27 protein-coding genes and 1 tRNA gene are annotated in these 25,930 nt (G+C 69.7%); 9 read left to right on the forward strand and 19 right to left on the reverse strand.

The window, feature by feature from the left end:
* The first annotated feature begins 303 nt into the window (after positions 1-303).
* The gene (gene greA / locus SD455_RS10305) at positions 304-807 is read left to right on the forward strand and encodes a transcription elongation factor GreA (RefSeq protein WP_445508042.1); all 504 of its coding nucleotides are present in this window, start codon (positions 304-306) and stop codon (positions 805-807) included.
* Here the strand turns inward: greA and SD455_RS10310 are convergent, their stop codons facing one another.
* The 4 genes from SD455_RS10310 to SD455_RS10325 all read right to left on the reverse strand — a co-directional run bounded on the left by SD455_RS10310 (position 808) and on the right by SD455_RS10325 (position 5,196).
* Positions 808-1,164, reverse strand: a complete 357-nt coding sequence (locus SD455_RS10310) for a hypothetical protein (protein WP_445508043.1) — start codon at positions 1,162-1,164, stop codon at positions 808-810. It abuts the gene before it with no gap.
* Positions 1,164-2,519 (reverse strand): threonine ammonia-lyase, encoded by a 1,356-nt coding sequence (ilvA, locus tag SD455_RS10315; RefSeq protein WP_237090105.1) that lies wholly within the window; start codon positions 2,517-2,519, stop codon positions 1,164-1,166. The genes SD455_RS10310 and ilvA overlap by 1 nt, the downstream gene beginning before the upstream one ends.
* Positions 2,520-2,548: 29 nt before the next feature.
* Positions 2,549-4,108, reverse strand: coding sequence for an AI-2E family transporter (locus SD455_RS10320; RefSeq protein ID WP_445508044.1), 1,560 nt, complete (start codon positions 4,106-4,108; stop codon positions 2,549-2,551).
* Between the two features lie 170 nt (positions 4,109-4,278).
* Positions 4,279-5,196 carry a Bax inhibitor-1/YccA family protein gene (locus SD455_RS10325; protein ID WP_311026023.1) on the reverse strand — a complete coding sequence of 306 codons (918 nt, stop codon included), beginning with the start codon at positions 5,194-5,196 and terminating at the stop codon, positions 4,279-4,281.
* 339 nt (positions 5,197-5,535) lie between these two features.
* On the opposite strand from SD455_RS10325, the gene SD455_RS10330 reads away from it, so the two are divergent.
* The 3 genes from SD455_RS10330 (at position 5,536) to SD455_RS10340 (ending at position 7,919) form a co-directional block, all read left to right on the forward strand.
* Positions 5,536-6,141: a biotin transporter BioY gene (locus tag SD455_RS10330; protein WP_445508045.1), complete on the forward strand. Its 606-nt coding sequence runs from the start codon at positions 5,536-5,538 to the stop codon at positions 6,139-6,141.
* Positions 6,142-6,233: 92 nt separating this feature from the next.
* Complete coding sequence (locus tag SD455_RS10335; protein ID WP_445508046.1) at positions 6,234-6,827, forward strand: energy-coupling factor transporter transmembrane component T family protein; 594 nt, start codon at positions 6,234-6,236, stop codon at positions 6,825-6,827.
* Positions 6,828-6,914: 87 nt separating this feature from the next.
* Positions 6,915-7,919, forward strand: coding sequence for a LacI family DNA-binding transcriptional regulator (locus SD455_RS10340; protein ID WP_445508047.1), 1,005 nt, complete (start codon positions 6,915-6,917; stop codon positions 7,917-7,919).
* A 27-nt stretch (positions 7,920-7,946) separates the two neighbouring features.
* On the opposite strand, the gene SD455_RS10345 is transcribed toward SD455_RS10340, so the two are convergent.
* The 4 genes from SD455_RS10345 to SD455_RS10360 all read right to left on the reverse strand — a co-directional run bounded on the left by SD455_RS10345 (position 7,947) and on the right by SD455_RS10360 (position 12,296).
* Complete coding sequence (locus tag SD455_RS10345) at positions 7,947-9,266, reverse strand: ABC transporter substrate-binding protein (RefSeq protein ID WP_445508048.1); 1,320 nt, start codon at positions 9,264-9,266, stop codon at positions 7,947-7,949.
* Between the two features lie 182 nt (positions 9,267-9,448).
* On the reverse strand, positions 9,449-10,216 hold the full coding sequence (locus SD455_RS10350; RefSeq protein WP_445508049.1) for a cupin domain-containing protein: 768 nt from the start codon (positions 10,214-10,216) through the stop codon (positions 9,449-9,451).
* The gene (locus SD455_RS10355; protein ID WP_445508050.1) at positions 10,213-11,163 is read right to left on the reverse strand and encodes a DUF6807 domain-containing protein; all 951 of its coding nucleotides are present in this window, start codon (positions 11,161-11,163) and stop codon (positions 10,213-10,215) included. The genes SD455_RS10350 and SD455_RS10355 overlap by 4 nt, the downstream gene beginning before the upstream one ends.
* A complete protein-coding gene (locus SD455_RS10360; RefSeq protein ID WP_445508051.1) occupies positions 11,160-12,296 on the reverse strand; it encodes a Gfo/Idh/MocA family protein in 1,137 nt (378 codons plus the stop codon). Before SD455_RS10360 ends, SD455_RS10355 begins: the two co-directional genes overlap by 4 nt.
* Positions 12,297-12,615: 319 nt before the next feature.
* Between SD455_RS10360 and SD455_RS10365 the strand changes: the two genes are divergently transcribed.
* Positions 12,616-13,656 carry a LacI family DNA-binding transcriptional regulator gene (locus SD455_RS10365; protein WP_445508052.1) on the forward strand — a complete coding sequence of 347 codons (1,041 nt, stop codon included), beginning with the start codon at positions 12,616-12,618 and terminating at the stop codon, positions 13,654-13,656.
* A gap of 11 nt (positions 13,657-13,667) precedes the next feature.
* On the opposite strand, the gene SD455_RS10370 is transcribed toward SD455_RS10365, so the two are convergent.
* The 11 genes from SD455_RS10370 to SD455_RS10420 form a co-directional block, all read right to left on the reverse strand.
* The gene (locus tag SD455_RS10370; protein WP_445508053.1) at positions 13,668-14,192 is read right to left on the reverse strand and encodes a TetR/AcrR family transcriptional regulator; all 525 of its coding nucleotides are present in this window, start codon (positions 14,190-14,192) and stop codon (positions 13,668-13,670) included.
* Between the two features lie 7 nt (positions 14,193-14,199).
* Complete coding sequence (locus SD455_RS10375; protein WP_445508054.1) at positions 14,200-15,288, reverse strand: FAD-dependent monooxygenase; 1,089 nt, start codon at positions 15,286-15,288, stop codon at positions 14,200-14,202.
* A gap of 84 nt (positions 15,289-15,372) precedes the next feature.
* A tRNA-Leu gene (locus SD455_RS10380) sits at positions 15,373-15,446 on the reverse strand.
* A 113-nt stretch (positions 15,447-15,559) separates the two neighbouring features.
* Positions 15,560-16,942: an NAD(P)/FAD-dependent oxidoreductase gene (locus SD455_RS10385; protein WP_311026013.1), complete on the reverse strand. Its 1,383-nt coding sequence runs from the start codon at positions 16,940-16,942 to the stop codon at positions 15,560-15,562.
* A gap of 200 nt (positions 16,943-17,142) precedes the next feature.
* Positions 17,143-18,852 carry a S8 family peptidase gene (locus SD455_RS10390; protein WP_445508055.1) on the reverse strand — a complete coding sequence of 570 codons (1,710 nt, stop codon included), beginning with the start codon at positions 18,850-18,852 and terminating at the stop codon, positions 17,143-17,145.
* Between the two features lie 80 nt (positions 18,853-18,932).
* Positions 18,933-19,994: a Ppx/GppA phosphatase family protein gene (locus SD455_RS10395; RefSeq protein ID WP_083277393.1), complete on the reverse strand. Its 1,062-nt coding sequence runs from the start codon at positions 19,992-19,994 to the stop codon at positions 18,933-18,935.
* Positions 19,991-20,620 carry a DUF501 domain-containing protein gene (locus tag SD455_RS10400; protein ID WP_445508056.1) on the reverse strand — a complete coding sequence of 210 codons (630 nt, stop codon included), beginning with the start codon at positions 20,618-20,620 and terminating at the stop codon, positions 19,991-19,993. The genes SD455_RS10395 and SD455_RS10400 overlap by 4 nt, the downstream gene beginning before the upstream one ends.
* Before the next feature lie 39 nt (positions 20,621-20,659).
* Complete coding sequence (locus SD455_RS10405; protein WP_445508057.1) at positions 20,660-21,253, reverse strand: FtsB family cell division protein; 594 nt, start codon at positions 21,251-21,253, stop codon at positions 20,660-20,662.
* A 200-nt stretch (positions 21,254-21,453) separates the two neighbouring features.
* Positions 21,454-22,734, reverse strand: coding sequence for a phosphopyruvate hydratase (eno, locus tag SD455_RS10410; RefSeq protein WP_085437674.1), 1,281 nt, complete (start codon positions 22,732-22,734; stop codon positions 21,454-21,456).
* 21 nt (positions 22,735-22,755) lie between these two features.
* On the reverse strand, positions 22,756-23,553 hold the full coding sequence (locus tag SD455_RS10415; RefSeq protein ID WP_445508058.1) for a MazG nucleotide pyrophosphohydrolase domain-containing protein: 798 nt from the start codon (positions 23,551-23,553) through the stop codon (positions 22,756-22,758).
* Complete coding sequence (locus SD455_RS10420) at positions 23,544-24,698, reverse strand: adenosine deaminase (RefSeq protein WP_445508059.1); 1,155 nt, start codon at positions 24,696-24,698, stop codon at positions 23,544-23,546. Before SD455_RS10420 ends, SD455_RS10415 begins: the two co-directional genes overlap by 10 nt.
* A 64-nt stretch (positions 24,699-24,762) precedes the next feature.
* On the opposite strand from SD455_RS10420, the gene SD455_RS10425 reads away from it, so the two are divergent.
* From SD455_RS10425 to SD455_RS10440, 4 genes are all read left to right on the forward strand, one after another.
* Positions 24,763-24,912, forward strand: coding sequence for a hypothetical protein (locus SD455_RS10425; protein WP_170922666.1), 150 nt, complete (start codon positions 24,763-24,765; stop codon positions 24,910-24,912).
* A 45-nt stretch (positions 24,913-24,957) separates the two neighbouring features.
* A complete protein-coding gene (locus SD455_RS10430) occupies positions 24,958-25,281 on the forward strand; it encodes a transposase (RefSeq protein ID WP_070158988.1) in 324 nt (107 codons plus the stop codon).
* 14 nt (positions 25,282-25,295) lie between these two features.
* Positions 25,296-25,469, forward strand: a complete 174-nt coding sequence (locus SD455_RS10435) for a hypothetical protein (RefSeq protein ID WP_445508060.1) — start codon at positions 25,296-25,298, stop codon at positions 25,467-25,469.
* 33 nt (positions 25,470-25,502) lie between these two features.
* Positions 25,503-25,930: DDE-type integrase/transposase/recombinase (locus SD455_RS10440; RefSeq protein WP_445508061.1), on the forward strand; the 428-nt coding region annotated here is incomplete at its 3' end.

A 25,930-nucleotide genomic window follows, 5' to 3' on the forward strand; every position in this document is an offset into this window, starting at 1 on the left:
ACTGCCAGCCTCGCAGCGACGACGACCCTGTGCCGTGGACGACACTGTGCCGTTGACACTGCGCCGTTGAGGTTCTGGCCCGTCACCACTACGATTGTGGAAACGCAGAACCACCCCGCCGGGGAGCTGCCGGGCACCAATCCCGGGGCACATGTCCTCAGGCGGGGTCTCTGCATGTACGACGAGGAACCGCACGGCATCGCTGTCCGGAGGGGTCCGCCCCACCACGGAGGGCGATGCCGTCTGACGTGTCGGGCCCCTGGCCCGGCGCCCGGTTCCTCCTCAGACCCGAGGAGAACTACAGTGTCGACGCACGCTCACGAGACCGATGAGAACGCCCAGTGGCTGACCCAGGAGGCGTATGACCGCCTCAAGGCTGAGTTGGAACACCTCAGCGGCCCCGGTCGACAGGAGATCGTCGACCGGATCGAGTCCGCCCGCGAAGAGGGCGACCTGAAGGAGAACGGCGGCTACCACGCGGCCAAGGAGGAGCAGGGCAAGGCCGAGGCGCGCATCCGCTACCTCACCGACCTGCTCGAGAACGCCTACGTCGGTGACGCCCCCGCCGGCGACGGGACCGTCGTGCCCGGCATGGTCGTCACGGCGAAGATCGCCGGCAATGAGATGCGGTTCCTGTTCGGCAACCGCGAGATCGCCGGCGACTCCGACCTGGACGTCTACTCCGCCAGCTCCCCGATCGGAGCGGCCATCAACGGCGCCAAGGCCGGCGACTCGCTGTCCTATGCCGCGCCCAACGGCAAGGAGATCCCGGTGGAGATCGTCTCCGCCGAGCCGTTCACCGGCTGATCAGACCCAGCCGTCGAGGTCGCTGGCGTTGTTCTGACGCCGGCGGCCTCGGCGGACGTTGCGCCGCAGACGACGCTGCTGGCGTCGAGAGCGCCCCGCAGCACGAGACGACACCCCGTCGCCCTCGGCGGCGGGGTTCTTCCGTCTCTCCTCACGGCGACGCATCCAGCGACCCAGCCACCACGCCAGTCCGGCCAGCGCCGCCAGGCTCAGCGCCCACATCAGACCGATCAGCGCCAGGCCGATCAGATCCGCCCAGGCCCCGTCAGGTCCACCGCCCTCGGTGACCTCGCCACCGACGCCGGCGCTGAGACCCACGCCGGCGCTGACGGAGAACTTCATCATCGAGACGGGCATCAGTTCATCACGATCGGTTCGTAGCCTTCGGCGCGGAGACTGTTGAGCACCAAGGCGGAGTGCTCCTCCCCCTTGGTCTCCATGTTGATCACGATGGAGACGTCGCCCATGGACAGGGCCCCGCCGATGCGGGTGTGGTCCACCCCGGTGACATTCGCGTCAGTGTCGGCGATGATGCGCGAGATCATCGCCAGCTCCCCGGGCCGGTCCTTGAGCATCAGCTTCACCGTCAGGAAGCGGTTCGCCGCGGAGAGGCCGCGCTGGATGACCTTGAGCATGAGCATCGGGTCGATGTTCCCGCCGGAGAGCAGCGCCACGATGGACTTCGGTTCGATGCCGAGTCCGGCGAGCTTCCCTTCCAGCAGCGCGGCGACGCCGACTGCGCCGGCCGGCTCCACCACCATCTTCGAGCGCTCCATGAGGAAGATCAGCGCCTGGGCGATCGCGTCCTCGCTGACGGTGACGACGTCGTCGACGAGGTCCTTGATGATCTCGAAAGGGATGTTCCCGGGCCGCCCCACGGCGATCCCGTCCGCGATGGTGCGGACCCCCTTGATGGGCACCAGCGCGTCCGCGGCCAACGACGGCGGATAGGCAGCCGCATTCTCCGCCTGCACCCCGATGATGCGCACTTCGCGGCCCTGTCGCGCCGCCTCCTGCTTGATGGCCACCGCATTGCCGGCCAGCAGTCCGCCGCCGCCGATGCCCATGATGACGGTGTCGACGTCGGGGACCTGCTCCAGGATCTCCAGGCCGATGGTGCCCTGGCCGGCCACCACGTCGGTGTTGTTGAACGGGTGGATGAACACCGCACCCGACTCGGAGGCGTAGTTCTGGGCCTCCGTGAGAGCCTCGTCCACATTAGAGCCGTGCAGGATCACCTCGGCCCCGTGGTCACGCGTGGCGGCCAGCTTGGGCAGCGCCACCCCGCGGGGCATGTAGATCTTCGCCCGGATGCCGAGCTTCTTGGCCGCCAGCGCCACGCCCTGGGCGTGGTTGCCGGCCGAGGCCGCGACGACGCCGCGCTCCTTCTCCTCGGCGGAGAGCCGGGCCATGCGCACATACGCGCCCCTGACCTTGAAGGAGCCGGCACGCTGCAGGTTCTCGCACTTCAGATGCACGGTGGCGTCCATCATGCGCCCCAGAGCACGGGAGTGCTCCATGGCGGTCGGCACGATGACGCCGTCCAGCAGCTCGCGGGCCGCCTGAACATCCTCCAGCTGCACGCTCAGGTGCCGTCCAGGGATCCGGTGCTCCGCCTGATGCTCCGTGATGGCGTCTCCTGAGGCCGAGGAGCCCTGCGGGCTCGGAGTGGATGTCATGGTCTCGCGCTCGATCTGGTCGGTCTGGGTCATCGTGGTCCTGTGTCAGTCCTTCTCAGAGGTCAGTCCTTCTCGGAGGCACGGTCGCCTCGGGAGACGCCAGCGTCATGTGCAGTCGAGTCGGCAGCGGGGCCCTCGGCCTCCTCCCCGGCGCCGTCGCCCTGCTTGCCGCCGCGGCCCCCACGCCGGGCGAAGGCCGGCTTGTCCGGGTCCAGTCCCGGCATGGTCTCCAGGAAGCGTCGCTTGATCCCGGCCAGGGTCTCCTGCTCCTGGGCCTCGATCTCCCGCCGCTCGGCGTCCCGGCGCAGCTCCTCCTCCTGCTGTTCTCGTTCCATGGCGATGGCTTCGTCGTCGTGCCGCCACTCTTCCTTCACGATGTAGCGCACCGAGCGGTTGATGAAGGCCAGCACCGGCACAGCGAAGAGCGCCCCGACGATGCCCAGCAGAGTCGTTCCGGCGGTCACCGCGAGCACCACGGCCAGCGGGTGGAGCTTCACGGCCTTGCCCATCACGATGGGCTGCAGCACGTTGGACTCGATCTGCTGGACCAGCAGCACCACGCCGAGCATCAGCAGAGCATTGACCAGCCCGTTGGCCACCAGCGCCAGCAGCACGGCGATCGCGCCCGTCACCACCGCACCGATGATCGGGATGAAGGAACCTAGGAAGACCAGCACGGCCACGGGCAGCGCCAGGGGCACTCCCAGCAGGGCGGCGCCGATGCCGATGCCGACGGCGTCGACGGCGGCCACGAAGACCTGGACGCGCACATAGGTGCCCAGCGCGGTCCATCCCCGACGGCCCGCACCGTGGATGGCGGGACGGAACTTCCGCGGGACGAAGTTCACGGAGAAGTCCCAGATGCGGTGGCCGTCGGAGAGGAAGAAGATCAGAGTGAACAGCGCGAGGATCAGCCCGACCATCAAGTTTCCAGCCGTGGAGCCGATGGACATCGCTCCGCCCAGGATGGACTCCGCGTTGTCCTGCACCCACTGCGTGGCTTCGGCCATCCACTGGTTGAAGTCCTCGGCGGAGATGGTGATGCCGAGGTCACGGCCGACCTCCTCGGCCATGGCCACCAGCTCCATCACGCCGACCCGCACCTGGTCGGCCATCTCCGCGAAGCCGGTGATGATTTCCTGGCCCACGAGGTACAGCAGGCCGACGACGAATCCGATCAGCAGCAGGATCGTGGTGATCGCCGCCAGGATCCGCGGGAAGCGCAGCGTGCGGAAGAAGTTGTGGACCGGGCGCAGCAGCGTGGCCAGCAGCGCGGCCACCAGCAGCGGGATGATCAGCAGCGAGACGTAGCTCAGCAGCCACAGCAGCACTCCGGTGAACGCCAGGATCAGCAGCACGCGCCAGGACCAGGCGGCGGCGATCCGCACGCCCCAGGGGATGTCCTCCTGGATCCGCTCGGCGTCGCTGAGCCCGGCCAGTCGCTCGTGCTCGAGCTTCCCGGAGGTCACCGGGTCCGCCCCCGCAGGGCTCGAAGCGGCGGCGGCGCCGGATCCGGACACGCCGGACTCAGACGCGGCGTCGCTCGCAACCGCGGCGTGGGCGCCCACCGGCACGGCGGCCGGCGGCTTCCGGCCGTCACCGCGGGCTTCCTCAGCGTTCATGCGCTCCATGGTGGCACAGCACTCCTGGACTCGAAGGATCAGTGTGTGAAGGTTCAGGGACTGAGACGCCCCAGACGTCGACGGGCCCGCAGCGCACCGGAAGCGGTGCGCGGCGGACCCGTCGCGATGTCATGCCGGCTGCAGGCAGCAGCCGGAGCGAAACTGCGGCGTCATTCCGCCATGGACCGGATGATGGCGATGATGCGCAGGATCTCGATGTAGAGCCACACGAGGCTCACGGTCAGGCCGAAGGCCGCGGCCCAGGAGTACTTGGACGCCACGCCGGCCTCCACGCCCTCCTGGATGTTGGTGAAGTCCAGCACCAGCGAGTAGGTGGCCAGCAGGATGGCCAGCGCGCCGATGGCCAGGCCGATCCACGGGCTGAACTCGGTGCGCAGACCGAACATGGAGCTGGTGCCGCCGAACATCATCAGGCCGAAGTTGACCAGGCAGAACACCAGGTAGGCCAGGCCGGCCACCATGAACATCTTGTTCAGCTTGGGCGTGGCGCGGACCTTCCCGGAGCGGAAGAGCACCAGCACCGAGGCGAAGACGATGGCGGTGCCGAGGACGGCCTGCAGCACGATGCCCGGGAACTGGTACTCCAGGAACATCGAGATGCCGCCCAGGAACAGTCCCTGGAAGGCGCTGTAGGCGAGGATCAGCGCCGGGTTCGGCTCGCGCTTGAACGCGTTGACCATGCCCAGGGCAAAGCCGCCGAGGACGCCGAGCAGCATCAGTCCGCTGGCCAGGCCGAAGCTCATCGCCCCGGCGGTCACGGAGATGCCCGCTCCGACGAGCACCACGACGAAGCTGATCAGGGTCTTGCGGATGACCTCGTCATAGGTCATCCGGCCGAGGTCCTGGCCTGTGGGCGAGGGCTGGCCGTACATCTGGTGCAACTGGTCGGCACCCGGGGCCTGCTGGCCGGGCATGCCGTGCTGCTGGGCGTAGCTCGGACCGGCTCCGGGGTGCTGTGCCCGGGGCTGCTCGGTCACGGTGCCCTGGTCGCTCATGTAGAAACGACGGCGCTCGCGCTCCTTGAACTGCGAGGGGAACGCCTGCGAGTTGAAGATCGGGTTGGACATGTCGTGGGCCGCACTCCTTATCGGGGCTCGTGGCTCTGTCGAGTGCGCAGCACCTGCGCTCGGCGAGCGAGCGACTCGGCGACGGGCTCTCACCCGCCGTCGCAGGGGTGCAACGCTGACGCACCGTGTAGACAGTCTACCGGGAACACGGCGTGATGTGCGCCGCATGTCCCCTGGTGAGACCGCATCAGCGCCGCTGTCCGCGCAGAGCTGACCGGGGCGCAGTGGCGAGAGACGGTCTCCACGGCCTACAGTGGGGCCGCAGACCGTATTGAACAGCGTTCAAACCGTCGGCGACGCGACTCGCCGGCGCCAGGACGCCCCACTCCTGGAGCCCCGATGCCCCCGTCCGAGACCCTCGTCGCCGGCCCGGCCACCGCCGCCGTGCGCGGGATCGCCCAGATGGCCATGTTCGCCGCGCTCGTCGCGGTGCTGGGCCAGCCCTTCGCCATCCCCGTGGTGGCCGGAGTGCCGATCACCCTGCAGACCCTCGGGGTGATGCTGGCCGGCGCGATCCTGGGCCCCTGGCGAGGGGCCGGGGCCATGGTACTGCTGCACGCCCTCGTCGTCGCCGGCCTGCCTCTGCTGGCGCAGGGCTCCGGAGGGCTCGGCGTCTACGCGGGCCCCACCGCCGGGTTCGCGCTGGGCTGGATCCCCGCCGCGCTCGTCGTCGGGGCTCTCACTCAGTGGCGCTGGCCGCTGGCCTGGTGGCGGACCGCTCTCGGCGTCGCCTTGGGCGGGATCGGGGTGATCTATGCCTGCGGCATTCCGGTGATGGCCTACCAGCTGGGCCTCACGCTCCCCCAGGCGACCGCCGCCACCGCCGCATTCCTCCCGGGCGACCTCGCCAAGGCGGTGATCGCCGTGCTCAGCACCCACGCGCTGGTGAAGGCCTATCCCGCACCCTTCAGCTGGGCGCGCCGCCGCGGGGCCCCCGCGCGATGACGACCGCACGGCCGGCATCGGGGTCCGTGCGACGCCGCGCACCCCGGGCGACCTCGGCGGGACCTGCGGGCGGAGGCGCGGCCTCCGCGGTCATGCCGCTGCATCAGCCGGGCACCTCGGTGCTGCACCGCACGGGGGTCGGCGTCAAGTTCCTGCTGGTCTTCCTGCTGGCCCTGGGGGTCTCCCTGCAGCGGGAGAACCCGTGGGCGATCCTGGGTGCCTGGGCCCTGGTGGTCCTCGGACATCTGCTCGCCGGAACCGGGGTCTCCGGGCTGCTGCGGCGCCTGTGGGGCCTGCGCTGGATCCTGCTCATCCTCACCGTCCCCCAGCTGATCTTCCTCGAGCCGCAGGTCGCCCTGCTCAACGTCTCCCGCGTGGTCGCGGTGATCATGGTGGCCGGGCTGTTCACGCTCACCACCCGCACCTCGGACATCCTGGCGGGATTCGACCGCGCTCTGGCGCCTCTGGCGAAGCTCGGCGTCGACACCTCCCGGATCTCCCTGGCCCTGTCCCTGACGATCCGCTCCGTGCCCGTGATCCTGGCGTTCTCCGGTCAGATCCGCGAGGCGCTGCGGGCCCGCGGCCGACGCGTCACCCCGAAGGCGCTCATCATGCCGCTGCTGGTGATGTCGCTGCGCCATGCCGAGGAGACCGCTGAGGCCCTGGCGGCCCGCGGCGTACGCTGAGCGCCGCCGCTCCGCGGCATCGCATCCGGCAGACAGAATGTCCTACGATGTCATGCAACGGACGCCCCCGCCTTCAGGAGACTTCGCATGGCCTTGCCGCAGCGCGCCACCCTCGACGACGTCGCCCGCCTGGCAGGGGTGAGCCGCAAGACCGCCTCCCGGGTATACAGCGAGCCGGAGAAGGTCGCCGCCGCCACGCGGGACCAGGTCCTGGCCGCGGCCCGACGCCTGCGGTTCCGCCCCAACACGCTGGCCCGGACGCTGCGTCGGGGAGGCACCACCTCCACCGTGGGGCTGCTGATCGGTGAGATGAGCAACCCCTTCTACCACGCGGTGGCCGCCGGCATCGAGCGAGAGCTCTCCGCCTCCGGCCTGACTCTGGTGATGGGCTCCAGCGACGACACGGAGGAGGGTGAGGAGCGGGTCGCCGACGCGCTGCTCTCCCAGCGGGTGGCCGCGCTGCTGATGATCCCCTCGGCCGCCGACCAGTCGTATCTGGACGGTGAGCGTCAGCTGGGCACCCCGGTGATCGCCGTGGACCGCCCCGCCCGGAACCTGCTGGCCGACGCGGTGCTGCTGCAGAACCGCACCGGTGCCCGGCAGGCCACCGAGGCGCTCCTGCGCGCGGGGCACCGACGGATCGCCTACCTGGCCTCCCCGGCGGACATCCACACCCAGCATGAGCGCCTGGCCGGTTACCGGGAGGCGATGGCCACCGCGGGGCTGGGCGACGCTGCGGCGCTGGAGCACCTCAGCGACGACGACGCCGAGGACACCGTCGCCCGAGCCGCCCTGGACACCGCCGAGCCTCCGACCGCCGTGGTGGCCGGCAACAACAGGATGAGCGTGGCTGTGCTGCGCGCAGCCCGGGAGCTGGAGACGCGTCCCGCGCTCGTCGGCTTCGACGACTTCGACACCGCCGACGTGCTCGGCATCAGCGTGGTCAGCCACGACCCCCTCGAGATGGGCCGCCGTGCCGCGGCCCTGGCGGTGGAGCGCATCGCGCGCCCCACCACCGTCCCCGACGTCATCGAGCTGCCCACCCGCCTGGTGCTGCGGGGGTCCGAGTCGAGCACGGGCCTGGCCTTCTGAGCGAGCTGCTCCGGATCAGCCGCCCGATCAGCGCAGCGCGTCCTCGATCTCGCCGTGCATGGCCTCCGCGGCATCCTCGGCGCTGAGCCTGCCGAAGAAGAACTCGTCCATGTAGCGGATGATGATGTCCTGGACTGCGCCGTAGCCCTCCGGCGGCATCGGTGGGGCGTCGGCCACCACGTCCTCCAGGCTCTCGGAGTACTCGACCACCTGGGTCTCCACCTCGCCGAGGTCCTCGCGGATCTGGTCACGGATGGTCTCATTGCCGGGGATGCCCCGTTCGATCTGCTGCAGCTCGCCGGCACGCTCGTCATTGACCAGGAAGTCCACGAAGAGCTGGGCCTCCTCCGGGTGGTCGGTGCCCGTCGCCACCGAGTAGAACATGGAGGCCTTGTAGTACATGCCCGCCTCCGAGGCGTCCCCGGCGCGGCTGGGCACCATGAGCGGCTCCAGATCCGCGGAGGCATCTCCGGACAGTGCCACCAGCATCGCGTCCCAGACCGGCGCCGCGGCGGCCTCGCCCGTGGCGATGAGGGTCTGTTCCCGAGCGATGCCGTGCTGCTCGGACATCTCTGCGGCCGACGGCAGTGCGCCGTCTTCCTGGAACTCGCCGAGCATCTCGAAGTACTCGACGGCCTGCTCCGGCTCCCAGGCGAGCTCGCCGTCGTCGCCGATCATGCTCACGCCATGGGTCTGACGCAGCCACAGCTCCAGGCCTCCGGAGTCGAAGAAGGTGGCCAGCCCATAGCTGTCCGTCTCCTCGGAGATCGCGGTGGTCAGGTCCTTCAGGTCGTCCCAGGTCCAGGTGGCGCCGTCGGGCATCTCCTCCCCGGCTTCCTCGATCAGGCTCGGATTGACCGCATAGGTCAGCGCCGTCTGCCCCACGGGCATGGCGTAGAGCTCGCCGTCGAGCGTGCCGGTGTCCAGCAGCTCCTGGGTGAACTCGCCGGTGTCGATCTGGTCCAGCGGCAGCAGGACGCCGGACTCGATGTACTCGCGGAGGTAGACCAGGTCCATCTGGATGATGTCCGGGGTGTCTCCGGCCGCGGTCTGGGTGGCCAGCTGGTCCCAGTAGCCGTCCCACTCGCCATAGCGGGGCTCCACGGTGATGTGCGGATGCTCCTCCTCGAAGAGCGCGATGATCTCCTGGGTGTACTGGTGCCTGACGTCTCCGCCCCACCAGCTGAAGGTCAGCGTGACGTCGCCGTCGTCGCTGCCGTCGCCGCAGGCGGTCGCGGCGAGCCCAGCCACCAGCAGAGCGCCGAGCGGCCGGGTCCAGCGTCGGCGCCGCCGACTGGGACGGGGCGGCGCAGCGTCGGGCAGTGATGGACGCATCCTGGGTGTCATGGGGACTCCTCATCTCGGGGAATGGGCTGGGTCTTGCTGATGGGCTGAGGTCTGTCGATGGGCTGGGGCTGGAGAGAGCACAGGGGGCCCCGAGGCGTGCCATCGGTGTGGCCTGATGCCTCGGAGCCCCCTGCGTATTCAGTTGTCGCACCGGATCCACTCTTCGCACCAGAAGAGGGGCTTCAGTCCGTGATGTCCGGGGCCCTCCAGGTCTTCAGGCGGCCACACATGCCGAACAGTCGGGGGCCGGGCCTGGGCTCACCCCGGATCACGGAAGCTTCCTGCAGGTGGGAGGCATCGCCGTCGGCGAGCGCCTCCAGCTGGGCTCGGGTGCGCTCGGTCTCGGCCTCCACGTTCGCGGCCCAGATCTCGCGCCACTGCTCGATGCGGGGACGCACCAGGGCCGCCGCGCGCTCGTGGAGGTGCCGCATGGCCGCGGGCCCGTCCTGCTCGACGGCGGCGAGCAGCTGCCGGTGGCCCTCGATGGCCAGGTCCCGGCGTGCCCGGGCGGCCTCGGCACGGGCCTGCTCGTCTCCGTCGGTGGGCAGCGTCACTGCCTGGTGGTAGCGCTCGGGATCGGCGAGGACCTCATCGGGGAAGGTCATCACGGCATCTCCCGCCTCCGGCAGCCCGGCGTTCTGCATGATGACCGCCAGCTCGAGTCCTGTGTGATTGACCAGCCGGTGCACGGTGCCGGGGGTGAACCACAGCAGGGACCCCTTCTCCAGAGGATCCTGCGCCGCGCCGTCCGCGCTGAGGGTGTGCACCTCGCCACGGCCGGCCGTGACCACATAGGCCTCGGTGGACAGCGTGTGCAAGTGCGGGGTCCCGCCGTGGAGGCCGTCCGGAGTGTCCCAGTCATACACGCACAGATCGCTCACTGAGGTCCCCCCGGGGAACCGCGGCAGGGAACGTGAAGGACGGGCGGAGTTCTCCTGGGGGGCGCTCACAGGGCGAACTCCTCCCCCAGCGCCGTCAGCTCCTCCCCGCTGCACACCTTCGCGATGAACACGAAGCGATGATGCAGGCGCAGCCGCCCCTCGGCGGGCAGATGGATCTCCTGGTCGAAGGCCGGCGACGGGCTGGTGACCGTGAAGATGCCCGTGCGGGTGAACCACTTGATCGGCGGAACCTCCGCATCCTGGGACTCGGAGGACCCGGCGAAGGCCATCACCGTGCCGCCCCCGTCGAGCTCGTCATGTTCGGAGGAGAAGGCGACCCAGCCCGCCGGGGCTCCCATCGTGTTCTCCTCGCCCGCGGCGCCGGCGGAGTTCACGACGTCGCAGCCGGTCCAGGAGCGCGGCCCGCGCCAGAACCAGCCGGTGTAACCGGCATTGGGCCGGCCCGCCGTCGTCGGGCTGCCCATCGGCAGCGTGCGGCCGCTGACGTTGGTCAGCTCGGTGGTGAGGTCGATGGCCCACACGCCCCGACCGGGGCCGAAGCGGTCGACGTCCAGCGAGTGGACCCGCTGGATGCGGTGTTCGTCGAACCAGTGCTCCCCGCGGGAGGTGATCCACTCCAGCGTCTCGTCGAAGACGACGTCCTCACCGGCAGTCGGCTCCACGGCGAAACCGGTGTGCTTCATGGTGCCGAGGTTGTCGCGCATCTGATAGCCGGTCTCTGCGGCGAAGGTGGGGCCACCCCAGAAGTTCTGGTCCGCCACATGCGACCAGGTGAACTGCAGGCCGGTGTGCCAGCGGTGGTCCCAGGGGCGGCGCACCGCGGCCTCGCCACCATCGGTGAAGCGCAGCGGGAACAGGTACGGCTTCGGGGCCTCCTCCTTCGGCGAGTCCGGGTGGATGACGTAGCGCAGGATCTCGGTGCCCGCGGCGTCGACGGCGATGGCGTCCTGCTCGGCGCGGACGTCGAAGCCTGTGGTCACGGCAGTGCTGGTCACTGGACGGTCTCCTTGCTGACAGCGGTGTTCTCCGCGCTGCCGTAGACGAACGAGGGGTCATGCATGGCGGAGTAGTAGGTGCCCTCGGGCTTCATCTCCGCCCGCCGGACGGTGCGGCCCGTCTCCGCGGATTCGTAGAGCGCGGCGATGAACTCCAGGACTCGGCGTCCGTCGTCGCCCGAGGCGCGGGGACGCACCCCCGCGGCCATTGCGTCCAGCAGCTCGGAGAGCTGCTGCTTGTGCGAGGAGGGGACGTTCTCCTGCGGCGTCCAACCGGCCGCCGAGCCGTCCTCGGCACGGTGGGGCGCCGGGGTCCAGGTCCAGGAGCTGTTGTCATACCCGTAGAGGTGCTCCACCTCCACGGTGGCGTCCTGGAAGTCGAAGCGCAGGTAGGAGACCTCCCGGGGGGAGAGCACGGAGTTCACCACGGAGGCCATGGCACCGTTGGCGAAGCGCACTGTTGCCAGGGAGACGTCCTCGGTCTCGACGTCCCGGTCCAACGCGTCCGCGACGGCCGTGACCTCGGTCCAGTCGCCGAGGATCTCGAAGAGCAGGTCCATCTGGTGGATGCCGTGTCCCATGGCCGGACCGCCACCCTCGGTGGCCCACTTGCCGCGCCACGGCACCTCGTAGTAGCCGTGAGTGCGGTACCAGAGGGTATGGCAGACCGCGACCAGCGGGCGCCCGAGAGTGTGGTCCCGGACCTGCTGTTTGAGCTGCTGGGCTCCGGAGCCGAAGCGGTGCTGAAAGACGTAGGAGGCGAAGGGCCCGCTCTCGCCCTCGTGGGCTGCCACCTCGTCGAACTCGGCCAGGGTGAGCACCGGGGGCTTCTCGCACCACACCCACGCGCCGGCCTTCAAGCCCTTGATGACGCCGTCCTTGTGCGCCACCGGCGGGGTGCACAGCACCAGCAGGTCGGGACGTTCCGCGGCGAGCATGGTGTCGACGTCGCTGTAGCGGCCCGGGATGTCCCACTCCTCGGCCACAGCGCTGAGACGGTCGGCGTCGACGTCGGCGATGGCCACCACCTCCACACGGTCCTCATGGGCCTTCAATGTGGGCAGGTGCGCCCCGGTGGCGATGCCTCCGGCGCCGACGACGGCGGCGCGGACGCGGGGGGATGCGGCGGTCATGGATGTGCTCCTCGCGGGATGGGGATGGTTCACGGTCACGTCGACCTGTGACGGTGGTGCCGACCCGTTACTGTGATCGATCACTTTATGACGTTGACCACAAGAGTAGGGAGTGCGAGGTTAGGCTGTCAACACCGAAAAGTCATCCATGTCACACGCCTGCGGAGCAGGTGCCGCGCGCTCAGTCCGCTGGCCGCCGCCGCAGGGCGATGGCAGGATGGAGCAGCGGACCACATCCGTCATCCGATGGCCCCATGGCCCCATGGCCCAGCTGTCCGTCCGGTCCGCGACGGACAGCCAGCACAGGAGAGGTGACCACGTGGCGTCAGAGACCACCCCCGAGGCGCGGCCCGCCCGCGCCGCGACCATCCACGAGGTCGCCCGCCGGGCCGGCGTCTCCCACCAGACCGTCTCCCGTTATCTGCGCGACATGGGCCCCTTCCGTGCCGACACCATCGCGCGGGTCGAGGCCGCCATCAAGGAGCTGGACTACCGGCCCAATATGATCGCCCGGTCCATGCGGACCCGGCAGACCGGGGTCCTCACCGCCCTGCTGCCCGCTCCGGTGACCCAGATGCCCACGCCCATGCTCGCCGCCGCCGCCGAGGCGGCCCACGAGGCCGGGTATTTCATGGAGATCGCGGTGGTGGAAGGCCCGGCGGAGGAACGCAGCCGCCGGGCCCGCGAGCTGATGGGCTCCGGACGGGTGGAGGGCGTGCTCTCCTTGGCCGGACTGCCGGAGCTGCAGGAGCAGGGGAAGACCGCCGCCTCCGGGGCCCTGACCATCGTGGAGCAGTTCGACGACAAGCTCCGTGGCCTGGGCACATTGGCCGACGCTGGTGCGCTGCGCGAGATCATCTCCACCCTCGCCGATCAGGGCCATCGACGCTTCCTGCACATCCAGGGCCCCGAGGAATGGGCCTCCGCCCGTGCCCGCCGCCAGGTCTACGAGGAGACCCTCGCCGAACGCGGGCTCGAGTCCCACGGCGTCACCGGCGGCGACTGGTCCGCACACACCGGCTACCAGGCCCTGCAGTCCCTGGAGGCCGACAGCGGCGTGACGGCAGTGATCGCGGCCAACGACTTCGTGGCCCTCGGCGCCCTCCGCGCGGCGCACGAGCGTGGCTGGCGAGTCCCGGAGGACCTCAGCATCATCGGTTGGGACGACATCGACCTGGGACGCTACTCGACGCCGTCGTTGTCCACCGTGGCGGTGGACCGCGAAGGGCGGGGCCGTCTGGCCATGCAACGGCTCATCGCCCTGGTCCGCGGGGAGGAGCCTCCCGCCGATGCACCGGTGCCGAACCATGTGGTGCTGCGCGAGTCCACCGGGCCTGCGCCGAGCGCGACGACCGACTGAAGAACGGAGATTCAGTCATCGGAGCCCAGGCAGGCGCGCAAGGAGGCCTCCGTCTCCGCGGACAGGTGCTCCCCTCCCAGGGCCAGGCGGTGAAGGATGATCCCCTCGACCTGCCCCATAACCCGCCGGGCCGTGATCACGGGCTCAGGCAGGCCGACGCTCTGCACAGTCTCCGCCGCCCACTCCTCCATGTGCTCCCGTCCCCGCGCAAGAACCTCTCGCACCTGGTGATCGTGGATGGCCTCGACGAAGAGGGCGAGCCGTGCCGCCGTCACGGTCCGCTGAGCACCTGTCGCGAGGTCGATGAATGTGCAGAGAGCGTCAACGAGCCCATCGATGCTCTGGGGGCGCTCCTTCGCATCGAAGACCGTCTGCTCCATGGCCACCAGGTGCTCCACCACGCCCTGGAGGAGCTGCGCCCGGGTCCTGAAGTGGTTCGAGGTGGAGCCCTGCGGCAGACCTGCGGCGACATCGATCCGCCGATGGGTCAGGGCCCGCAACCCGTGAGATCCCAACAGCTCCACGGCTGCATCCATGGCTCGATCACGGGTGCCCACTGCGCTCCCCCTCTCTACGGAGTGAGGAGGAGACGAGGCCCGCCACGACTCGCAGTGCCCGGCGCCGGGTCTCGGGCAGGCGCCGCGCCGTCGACACTCGGCTGAGCAGCCGGGAGGCACGGACGACTCGCTGTGCCGCTCGTCGTCGCCGCCTGTCGAACACCCGCAGCCCTGCCTCGACCGTCGCCGAGACACTCAGCGCCTCAGCCAGCACGACGGCGTCGATGATCGCCTCGCAGGCGCCTCGGCCGATGTTCGGAGCCATCGCATGTGCCGCATCCCCGAGGATGACGACCCTGCCGCGGTGCCAGCTGCGCAGCGGCGGCAGATCGAAGATCCGGCGCCGGTCGATTCCGACAGATCCGGCGAGCGCCACGACATCCCGCACCCCGGGGTGCCAGTCTCCGAACAGCGTGCTCAACAGCTCGTCGTCGGGGAGTCCTGAGCACTCATCCAGGAGGTCATCCCGAACCGCGGCGAACCAGTTGGCCATGCCTGACTCCTGCGGGGTGACCCCGAAGAGACGCCCCGGCCCCCAGGTCTCGCAGGTAGTCTCCACGGGGCCAGGGACCGTCCCTCTGAACGCGGTGACGCGCAGCTCTCGAGGACGGACCTCCTGGCCCGCGACCACAGACCGCAGCCGGCTGTGGATGCCGTCAGCGCCGACCACCAGGTCCGCATCGGAGATGTCGGTCCCAGTCAGCTCTGCCAGGTCCTCCAGCGGATCTCCCCAGCGAACGGCATCCTCGAGCTTCCCCTCCCACAGGAACCGATGCAGAGCTGGGCGCGAGAGGAGGACAGCCGGTGCCGGGGTTCTGACGGCGGCGATCTCGGTCCCGTCGGGGCGGAGGAACGCCGCCCCATGCTGCACGGCTCCTGCATGACGCACACGGTCGCCCACTCCCAAGGCATCCAGAGCGGCCAGAGCCTCGGGCCACATCCCCAGCGCAGTGCCGGCTTCGGGCAAGCCGTGCGACCGCTCGCGAAGCTCCACTTCCCATCCCACAGCGAGGAGAGCTCTGCCCACGGCCAAGCCCGAGATGCCTGCTCCGACGACGACCGCACGCCCCACCATGCCACGAAGCTACTACATTCGTAGTACCGCGTCGAGGGTGCGGATCCTCCGTCGAGGACCGCACGCGCGTTCAGCGATCTTCGGTGCCCCCACTGGGACTCGAACCCAGACTGTGCTGATTTTAAGTCAGCTGCCTCTGCCGATTGGGCTATGGGGGCGCAGACACGACGACGGCGAGCCCGCCGCCAGGACCATCTTAGGTCTCCGGCAGAGGCTCGCCGTCGTCTCTGGGAATCTCGGGATCGGACTCAGTCCGATCAGAAGTCGAGGATCAGGCGTCGGCCTTCTTCTTGGCCGGGGTCGCGGCCTCCTCGAACTGGCGGCGCGGGGTCTCCAGGTCGCGCAGCGGGGTGATGTCCCGACCGAAGACGAACTCGTTGAGCCAGTTGCTGGCCACACGCACCTTGCGCTCCACGGTGGGGATCGCCATGCCGTGGTAGCCGCGGTGGGCCAGCCAGGCCGGGAAGCCCTTGAGCTTGACTCCCATCGGGTTGCCCACACCCTTGAACAGGCCCAGTCCGGCCACAGCGCCGAGGGAGTCGTGCTTGTACTCGCTGACCTTCCCCTCCCCGAAGCGGGCGGCCACGAGGTTCTTGACCAGCTGCTTGGACTGGCGCAGCGCGTGCTGAGCGTTGGGGACACAGAAGCCGCCCGGCCCGGCGCCGGTGAGGTCCGGCACGGCGGCGACGTCGCCGGCGGTCCAGGCACCCTCGATCGGGCTGCCCTCCTCGTCGACGATCTGCAGCGTGGCAGAGGCGGTGATGCGGCCGCGCTCGTCGATCGGGAAGCTGGAGCGGCGCGCGACTGCATTGGCCGCCACACCGGCGGTCCAGACCAGGGTGTCGGCCTCGAAGCGGTCGGCCTCGGACTTGTCCGCCATGTTGATCAGCTGCAGCTCGCCGTCGACGGCGGAGCCCAGCGAGGTGTTCAGCAGCACCTCGATGCCACGGCCGCGCAGGTGCTCGACCACGCCGACGGCCTGGTCCTCAGAGACCTCCGGCATGATGCGGCCCATGGCCTCGACGAGCACGATGCGCACGTCGGACTGACTCAGGCGCGGGTTGGCCGAGACGGCGGCGCGGATGATGTCCTCCATCTCCGCGATGCACTCGATGCCGGCGAAGCCGCCGCCGACCACGGTGAAGGTCAGCGCCCGGGACTTGGCCTTCTCATCGGTCATGGTGGAGGCGGCCTCGATGCGCTCCAGGATCTGGTTGCGCAGCGTCAGGGCCTCCTCGATGGTCTTCAGACCGATGCCCTGCTCGGCCAGACCCTCGATCGGGAAGGTGCGAGTGGTCGCGCCCGCCGCCATGATGATGTCCTGGTACGGGATCTCGACGCTCTCCCCGTCCTCCAGCTCCACGCTGGCGGTGCGCTCCGCGTGGTCCACCTCCGTGACCTTGCCGGTGATGACCTCCGTGTCCCGCAGGTGGCTGCGGTGGGAGACGATCGCGTGCCGAGCCTCGATGTGCCCGCCGACCACCTCAGGGAGGAACGGCTGATAGGTCATGTAGGGAAGGGGGTCGACCAGGGTGACGACGCCGCCCTCGGCCTTGACCTTCTTCTGGAGCTTCTGGGCGACGGTGAGGCCGACATATCCACCGCCGACGATCAGAATGCGCGGTTTCTCTGAGAGCTTCTGCGAGATTGCCATGGATGCCATCCTAGCGCTGGTGCTGAGGGGTACGTGAACTGCACACAGCAACAGCGGCGGCCCCTCACCGGTCTCCGGTGCGGACCACCGCCACGCTGCGTGTCCTTCCTTCAGTGCAGTCTACTGCCAGGCACGGTGAGGGGCGCGGGTATGACGCCGGACGCCTGTTCCCCTCACCGTGCGTTCCCCGACAGATCGACTCAGGAGCGCCGACGCCGGGACGTCAGGTGCACTGCTGCCACGCTGACCACCGAGATCACCAGCAGCGCGGCGACCCCGACCACCACCGGTCCCGCCCAGTCCTGGGTGCCCCTGGCGTCGGAGGCCTGCGGCCGGTCCCGGGGGTCGCCCTCGGGGCCGGGTGAGACGCCGGCGTCGCTGGGGATGTCGGCGTGCTCGGTGTTGTCGGACTCTCCGCGGCGATGGACACGGATCCACTCCTCGAGGGTCTCGTAGGCCGACGGATCGAACTCCGGGACGTCATCGCCGGCCACGGCCTGCGCCACGTTGAGGATGCCCTGTCCGAACTCGGGGTCCACACCGTTGCCGTCGCCGACTCCGTCGGCGGTGCTCAGCAGCCGGTGTTTGACCTCCTCGGCGGAGAGGTCAGGATGCGCGGACCACACCAGTGCCGCCGCTCCCGCGACGATCGGCGCCGCGCCGGAGGTGCCCATCCACTGGGTGTTGAGCCCGTCCGGGACCGCCCCGACCAGCGGTTCCGAAGGGGCGGCGATGTCCACCGCGATGCCCTGGGCGGAGGCGTCCTCGCTGATCTCCCGATCCTCGTTGACGCCTGCGACGGTCAGCACGCCGGGGATCGTCGCCGGGGCGCCGACGCTCCAGCTGCCGGAGACTCGGTTGCCCGCCGCGGCGACGACCAGCACGTCGTTCTCCGCAGCCTTCAGGAAGGCCTCGTCCCAGGACTCGGGCCACTCCTGCTCGTTAGGCAGGCCGAAGGACATGTTGATGATGTCCGCCCCGTTGTCCACGGCCCAGTCCACGGCCTCGACCACCTGGTCCTCCAGGTCCGGGCCGTAGGAGTTCGGCATCTCCAACGCCATGGACACGCTCAGCACGTCCGCCTCGGGGGCGACTCCGATCACGCCGGCCGCGTCTTCCTCGGCGTCTTCGTCCTCGCCGTCTTCGTCCTCGCCGTCTTCGTCAGCGTCGTCCTCGTCGTCGTCCTCGTCCTCGTCGGCGTCCTCGTCCTCGTCGGCGTCCTCGTCGTCAGCGTCCTCGTCGTCCTCGGTGGTCGAGGCGGGCAGGATCGCCGAGGCGGTGAGGTCCAGCGGTTCACGGCCCTCGCCCGTCAGAAGGACGTCAGGGCTCAGCACTCCGGCGCCCTGCGAGAGACCTCGGTTCTCCGCACCCTCGAGCTCGTCGAGGAGGTCTTCCCAGAACTGCTCCCAGTCCTCGTCGGTGAACTCCTCGTAGTCCTCCGGCTCAGGGAGCTCGTCGAGCTCGTCTCCGGTGGGCTCGTAGCCACGCCCGGCCGCCAGGGAGGCCACCATGGTGCCGTGTTCGGTGGAGAACTGCTCCACCGGCCCCCCAGAGCCGTCACCACCTCCGGAGACGTCGGTGCCGTCGACGACGGCGCCCTCCAAGGTGGGGTGGTCGGCGTCGACGCCGGTGTCGAGGATCGCGATGGTCACGCCCTCGCCTCGAGCGGTCTCCCAGGCCTCGGTGACGCCATAGTCCTCGAGCCAGAACTGCGCGTCCCGCCAGGCATCAGCATGGGCGGCAGGAGCCGTGACCACCCCGCCGACGGTGACAGCGGGGGCCAGCAGCAGCGCGGCGGCGGCCAGCATTCCCGGCCCGGCCGCACGACGCCGCCCGTAACGGCCACGCCGTCCTCCGTGGGGCGAGCCCTGCCGGGCCGCATCCCTCGTCTCCGGGGCAGCGTCAGTCATGGTCTTCCTTCGGTTCCGTTCCCTGCTGGGGTGCTCGTGATGCTGGGGGTGCTCGTGATGCGTACTCATGCGGGCAGGGCTCAGCCCCGGCCGGTCGCCTCCTGCGCCGCGCCGGTGGCGAGCGACAGGGCGATGCCGTCCAGAATGTCATGCTCCGACGCGACGGCGGTAGTCACCCGCCCCTTCGTGACCTTATTGATGTAGTCCAGAATGGTGCCCCAGATCAGCGCACCGGCGCCGATGACATCCACCCGGCCGGGGTGCATGAACGGCATGTGGGCCCGCTGGTCCCGGGGCGCGTGCACCAGCTGGTCCACCGACTGGTGGATGCGGTCCAACCCCACCTCGGCGCCGTGGATGAGATCCGGATCGTAGTCCTCGAGGTCCAGGGCGTGGGCGGTCACCGTGGTCACCGTGCCGGCGACGCCGATGACGACGTCGGTCTCGTGCAGCGGCATGACCTGGCTGACGTCCTCCAGGAAGGAGAGCGTCTCGAAGCTCGCCATGGAGGTCTCGGTCTCTGCCGGCGGGTCGGTGCGCATATGCCGCTCGGTGAATCGGACGCACCCCATGTCCGTGGAGATGGCGTGCTCCATGCCCTTCGAGGTGCCCAGGACGAACTCGGTGGATCCTCCGCCGAGGTCCACCACGAGGACCTTCCGCTCGGGGTCCCAGTCCAGCAGAGAGGCCGCACCCACGAAGGAGAGCCCGGCCTCCTCGCTGCCGCGGATGACCTCCGGCTCCACGCCGAGGCGGTCCTTGATGCCTGCGATGAACGCGTCGCGGTTCGCCACGTCTCGGGTCGCGGAGGTGGCCACGAAGCGGACCGCCTCCACCTTGTGCCGACGGATCAGGGCCGCGTAGCTGTCCACCGCGGCGAACGTGCGCTCCAGCGCGGCCGGGGAGAACTCTCCGGTCTCGTCCACGCCCTCGCCCAGACGGACCACGGTCATCTGCCGGACGACATCGGTGAGCCGTGAACGATGCATCTGGGCGACCGCGCTGTGCTCACCGGTCTCGGTCCCCCACGGCTCTTGCCCCTCCGGGACGCTCTGGGGTCCGCGCGGCTCCCCCGCGCTCTCCACATCGGCGATCAGCAGGCGGATCGAATTGGTCCCGCAGTCGATGGCGGCCACTCTCATTGCTGCTCCTCCTTCAGTCGCCGCACGTGTCGGCTGAGGTCACGGGTGGGGATCTCGGCGTCGTGGTCCCATGCGGCGGCACAGGTGCAGACCTCCGGCGTCCAGTCCTCGGCGATGCGGTCCAGGGTCTCGTCGCCCAGCGGGGTGATGCCGGGACCCACGGCCAGCGCGTGGCCGACGAGCACATGCAGGCACTTCACGCGGTCGGGCATGCCCCCGGCGGTGATCCCGTCGATCTCCCAGACGGGATCCACGCCGGCGGCCAGCCGGATGCGTTCACGCTCGGCCAGGTAGTTCTCATGGGCGGCCCGGTGGGCGGCGGCAAGCTCCTCGTCGTGGCCCAGCCGCTCAGTCATCTCCGCCATCACGCCGGCAGCCTCCAGCCGGGACACGGCCTGGGTGAGGGTGGGGTGCGTGAGATAGAACGTCGTCGGGAAGGGGATCCCGTTGGAGAGGCGCGGCGCGGTGGCGGCCACCAGCGGGTTGCCGCAGCGGCAGCGTGCCGGGATCTTGACGACGTCGCGCACCGGCCTGCCCAGCTGCAGGCTGAGCGTGTCCAGGTCGTCCTGGGTGGGGGTGGCGCTGCGGGGCTGGGTCATCGTCTCGCGGGCTCTCCTGGTGCTCATGGGCGGGTCCTCGGCAGGAACGGACCTCCACCGTCGAGACTAATCTACGGCAGACCGGACCAGAGAATCCCATAGCGCCTCAGCCCAGGGGAGGTCGGTACGGACCTCGCTGTCCTCCTGGTTCTCCGGGGTGTCGTCCTCTCCGGTGAGGTCGCCGATCACGTGGTACTGCCGCTCCCCCGGCATCGCCAGGTTGATGCGTTCGCGCGCCTGCTGACGCACGTACTCGGGGTCGTCCCAGCGGCTGATCTCGGATTCGAGCTCGTCCTGACGCTGCTGCTCCTCGGCGATGCCGGCCTCCAGGTCGGCCAGCTCGGACCGCTGCTGGAGATAGGTGCGCACAGTGGGCACCAGGAAGGAGACCACCACCAGGGCCACCAGGGTCATCACGATCAGCCGCCCGGAGAGGGTCCGCTCCGGGACCATCGAGCGGGCGCTGACGGCCGTGCGCTCCCCGGAGGGGCGGCGCTGCTTCGGCGGGCTCACTCGGCGCGCCCGCCGGGCGGCGAGGTCGGCCGGCATCCGGATCTCTCCGGAGACCTGCTCGCGCTCGGCGAGCCGGCGGGCTTCGGCGGAAGCGACGCGGGCGCTGCGGCCGGCGTCGGAGTCGCTGCGTCTGGCATGCCTGGCCATGGTCACCGCCTTCCGTGTGCCACCGGTGTCTCAGCTGGGGCGACGCCCTGCGCGCCGTCGAAGTCCCAGGGTAGTCGCCGATGCCTCGTCGACGGCGGCGGACACGCAGAGGGGCCGCACCCGGGGCATCGGGACGATGCTCCGGGTGCGGCCCCTCAGACGATGCTCAGGTCGCGCTGATCAGGATGGGCCGACCAGAGTCAGCCGCGGAAACGCGGGAAGGCGCTCGCGCCGGCGTAGGCGGCGGCGTCGCCGAGCTCCTCCTCGATGCGCAGCAGCTGGTTGTACTTCGCCACACGCTCGGAGCGGGCCGGGGCGCCGGTCTTGATCTGGCCGGCGTTGGTGGCCACGGCGATGTCCGCGATCGTAGTGTCCTCGGTCTCGCCGGAGCGGTGGGAGACCATCGTGGTGTAGCGGCTGCGCTGCGCCAGGGAGATGGCGTCCAGGGTCTCGGTCAGCGAGCCGATCTGGTTGACCTTCACCAGCAGCGAGTTGGCGGTGTCGGCGTCGATGCCCTTGGCCAGGCGGTCCGGGTTGGTGACGAAGAGGTCGTCGCCCACCAACTGGACCTTGTCGCCGATGGTCTCGGTCAGGGTCTTCCAACCGGCCCAGTCGTCCTCGTCCAGCGGGTCCTCGATGGAGACCAGCGGGTAGGCGTCCACCAGCTCGGAGTAGTAGGCGCTCATCTGCTCGGGGGTCTTCTGCTCGCCCTCGAAGGTGTAGGCGCCCTCGGAGTAGAACTCGGTGGCGGCGACGTCGAGGGCCAGCGCCACATCCGTGCCCGGGGTGTAGCCGGCGCGCTTGATAGCCTCGGTGATCAGGTCCAGCGCGTCGCGGTTCGACGGCAGGTCCGGGGCGAAGCCGCCCTCGTCACCCAGGCCGGTGTTCAGGCCCTTCTCCTTCAGCAGGCCCTTCAGCGCGTGGTAGACCTCGACGCCGGAGCGCAGCGCCTCGGAGAAGGTGGCCGCACCGATGGGAGCGATCATGAACTCCTGGATGTCCACGTTGGAGTCCGCGTGGGAGCCGCCGTTGAGGATGTTCATCATCGGCACCGGCAGCAGGTGGGCGTTCGGCCCGCCGAGGTACTTGTACAGGGGCAGGTCTGAGGCGTCGGCGGCGGCCTTGGCCACGGCCAGGGAGACGCCGAGGATCGCGTTGGCACCGAGGCTGTTCTTGTTGTCGGTGCCGTCGAGGTCCAGCAGGATCTGGTCGATCAGGCGCTGCTCGGTGGCGTCCTGGCCCTCCAGGGCGGGGGCGATGACGTCGTTGACCGCGGACACGGCGCCGGAGACGCCCTTGCCCAGGTACCGGCCCTTGTCGCCGTCACGGCGCTCCACGGCTTCGAAAGCTCCGGTGGAGGCGCCGGAGGGGACGGCGGCCTGGCCGAAGCTGCCGTCGTCGAGAAGCACGTCGACCTCGACGGTCGGGTTTCCGCGTGAGTCGAGGATCTCGCGGCCGTACACACTGGCGATGAGTGACATGGGTAGTCGGCTCCTTTTCGGTTATCTGGACAGTCCGGGGCCGACGCGCCCTTGCGCCAGCGTGCTGAGGTGGCGACGCAGCGCGCGTTCGGGGTCCTGACCCCGAGAACGTGCTCTCTCCACCACCGAGAAGAGTAGTTCACCTAAGGCGTCCTCGTCAGCCGCGGCGAGCGGATCCTGGGCTGAGGAGGCGGGTCCGGCGCCGACGTCGTCGCCTGCCTCGGGGTCGGCCGAGACGGTGCGGTCCAGCCGGTCGATGAGCTTGGCGGCCCGGGCCAGGGCGGGAAGATGGGCCGGCAGGGAGCCGACGACGGCGGCGAGCTCGGCGTCACCGTCGGCTCCGTTCTGCCCGGCCGTCACCTCCTCGACAGCCTTCTCCGCGGCCTTCTCCTCGGCCTTCTCCTGGGCCTTGATGCGGGTCCAGGCGCGTTCGATCTGGTCCAGGGAGGCCTGGGCGTCGACGTCGAGCTGCCCATCAGAGGTGAAGACATGCGGGCTGCGGCGCACCAGTTTGGCGGTGATCGCCTCGGCCACGCCGTCGAGGTCGAAGCTGGAGCGCTCGGCCGCCAGCTGGGCGTGCAGCACGATCTGGAAGAGCAGGTCGCCCAGCTCCTGACGCAGGGATTCGCCCACGCCTCCGGCCTCGATCTCCTCGACCGTCTCGTAGGCCTCCTCCACCAGGTACTCCACGAGGGAGCCATGGCTCAGCCGCTGCGTCCACGGACAGTGGAGGCGCAGCTGGGCCACCACCCACTCCAGCCGCCGCACGGGGTCCGACGGCGGCTGGGCGGACGGCTGGTGGGCCGTGGTCACTGCCATGCCTCGAGGATCAGCGCCGAGAGCGCCTCCCGCTCCTCCTGTCCGAGGAAGGAGGACTCCAGGGCGTTGATCTGGAAGTCGGCGAGTTCGGCGAGCTCGTAGCCGAAGGCTTCGGCCAGCAGGGCCAGCTCGCCGGAGAGGGTCACCCCGGAGACCAGGCGGTTGTCCGTGTTGACCCCGACGTTGAAGCCCAGCTGGTAGAGCATGTCGAACGGGTGGTCGGTGATCGTCGCGGTCCCGTCCGAGGCGAAGGGGGCGATGGCGCCGGTCTGCAGGTTGGAGGTGGGACTGACCTCCAGGTGCACCTGCCGGTCGCGGACCCAGCGGGCGACGTCGCCGAGGATGACCTCGTAGGCGTCGCCGCCGTCGTCGGAGGTCACCGGCTCCTCAGAGATCGAGACGTCCTGGGCGATCCGCACCCCGTGGCCCAGACGCTGGGCGCGCCCGGAGACGAGCGCGTCACGGATGGACTCGACGCCGTCGGCCTCCCCGGCGTGGACGGTGGCGGGGATCATCGCCTCGGCCAGCACGGTGAACGCCGGAGCGAACCGGGACGGCGGGAAGCCGTGCTCGGGCCCAGCGATGTCGAAGCCGACCACACCGCGGTCACGGTGGCGCTTGGCCAGTTCCACGGCTTCGTCGGCACGGTCGGACTGACGCATCGCAGAGATCAGCTGGCCGACCACCACGATCCGGTCCTCATCCTCGAGGGCGGCCATGCCCTCCTCCAGCCCCGCCTGGACGGCCTCGACGGCCTCATCCAGACTCAGCCCCTGCTGCTGGTGCTGCTCCGGGGCCCAGCGGACCTCGGCGTAGACCACACCGTCCGCTGCGAGGTCCTCCACGTATTCGCGGGCCACGCGGCGCAGGTTCTGCGCGGTCTGCATGACCGCCGTGGTGAGCCCGAAGGCCTCCAGGTAGCGCTCCAGGGACCCGGAGTCGGCGTTCTCCCGGAACCGGCGGGCCAGCGCCTCGGGGTCCTCGGTGGGCAGCTCGACGCCGGCCTCGCGGGCGAGCTCGATGAGCGTGGCCGGACGCAGACCGCCGTCGAGGTGATCATGGAGGCTGACCTTGGGCAGCGAGCGGATCTGCTCGAGAAGGGAATCAGTGGAACCGGTGGTCTCAGGCGAGGAAGTCGCAGTCATGGCACCAGCCTATCGGCCATAGGATGGGCCGGGAATCGACGCACCGAACGGAGACTGAACGCCGATGGACGTCCACTGGCCCGTCTTCCTCTCCCTCGTCCTGGTGAGCTACATCTCTCCCGGCCCTGACACTGTGGTGATCCTGCGTTCCAGCGCCCGCGGGCTGCGGCCCGGCCTGTCTGCCGCCGCCGCCGGCGCACTGTGCGGACTATGAACCGCCCTGGGTTTCGTTCCGATCCGTTTTCGAGAGGATTGGGATATGCCATCGAAGTACCCGCAAGCGTTCAAGGATCGTGCCGTGCGCATGGTGCAGGACCGGCTCGAGGCCGACGAGGCGGGCCTGTCGCGGTATCAGGTGATCAAGGAGACCGCACCGAAGCTGAACGTCTCGATCGAGGGACTGCGTCGCTGGGTCGAGCAGGCCGAGGTCGATGCCGGGAAGAAGCCGGGTGCGACCACCGACGCGCAGGCTGAGATCAGACGTCTCAAACGCGAGAACGCTGAGCTGCGGCGCGCGAATGAGATCCTGAAGACCGCGTCGGCGTTTTTCGCCGCGGAGCTCGACCGGCCCACGCCGAGATGATCGCGTATGTCGACATGTATCGCGACCTGTTCGGGGTCGAGCTCATCTGCCGCACGCTCGGTGCGACAGACGGTGGGTTCCTCACTTCTCGCGGCTATCGGGCCGCGAAGGTCCGCCCCGCGAGCGACCGGCAGTTGCGTGACGCAGAGCTGGTTCCGGTGATCGAACGGATCCATGCCGACAACTAGGGCGTCTACGGGGCCCGGAAGATCTGGCACGCGATGCGCCGCGAGGGCTGGGACATCGGCCGCGATCAGGTCGCCAGGCTCATGCGTGCTGCGGGATTGTCCGGCGTGGTCCGGGGCCGGAAGCCCCGCACGACCGTCCCCGCACGGGAAGCCGATGAACGTCCGGACCTTGTGGAACGGCGCTCCACCGCGGACCGGCCGAACCGACTCTGGGTCGCGGACATCACCTACGTCCGCACCAGTTGCGGGTTCTGCTACACCGCGTTCGTCACCGACGTGTTCGATCGGAAGATCGTCGGCTGGGCTACTCGCTCCACGATGCGCACCGAGGATCTCCCATTGGAAGCCCTCGAGCACGCCCTCGTATCCGCGAAGGACCGAGCCCTAGGGCGTGTTGCTAAACCCATTGCAGAGTCGCTGCGAGGCAGAGCCCAGCGTGGAAGTTCCGGGCAGTCTTATCC

Source organism: Nesterenkonia sp. K-15-9-6, assembly GCF_052656005.1.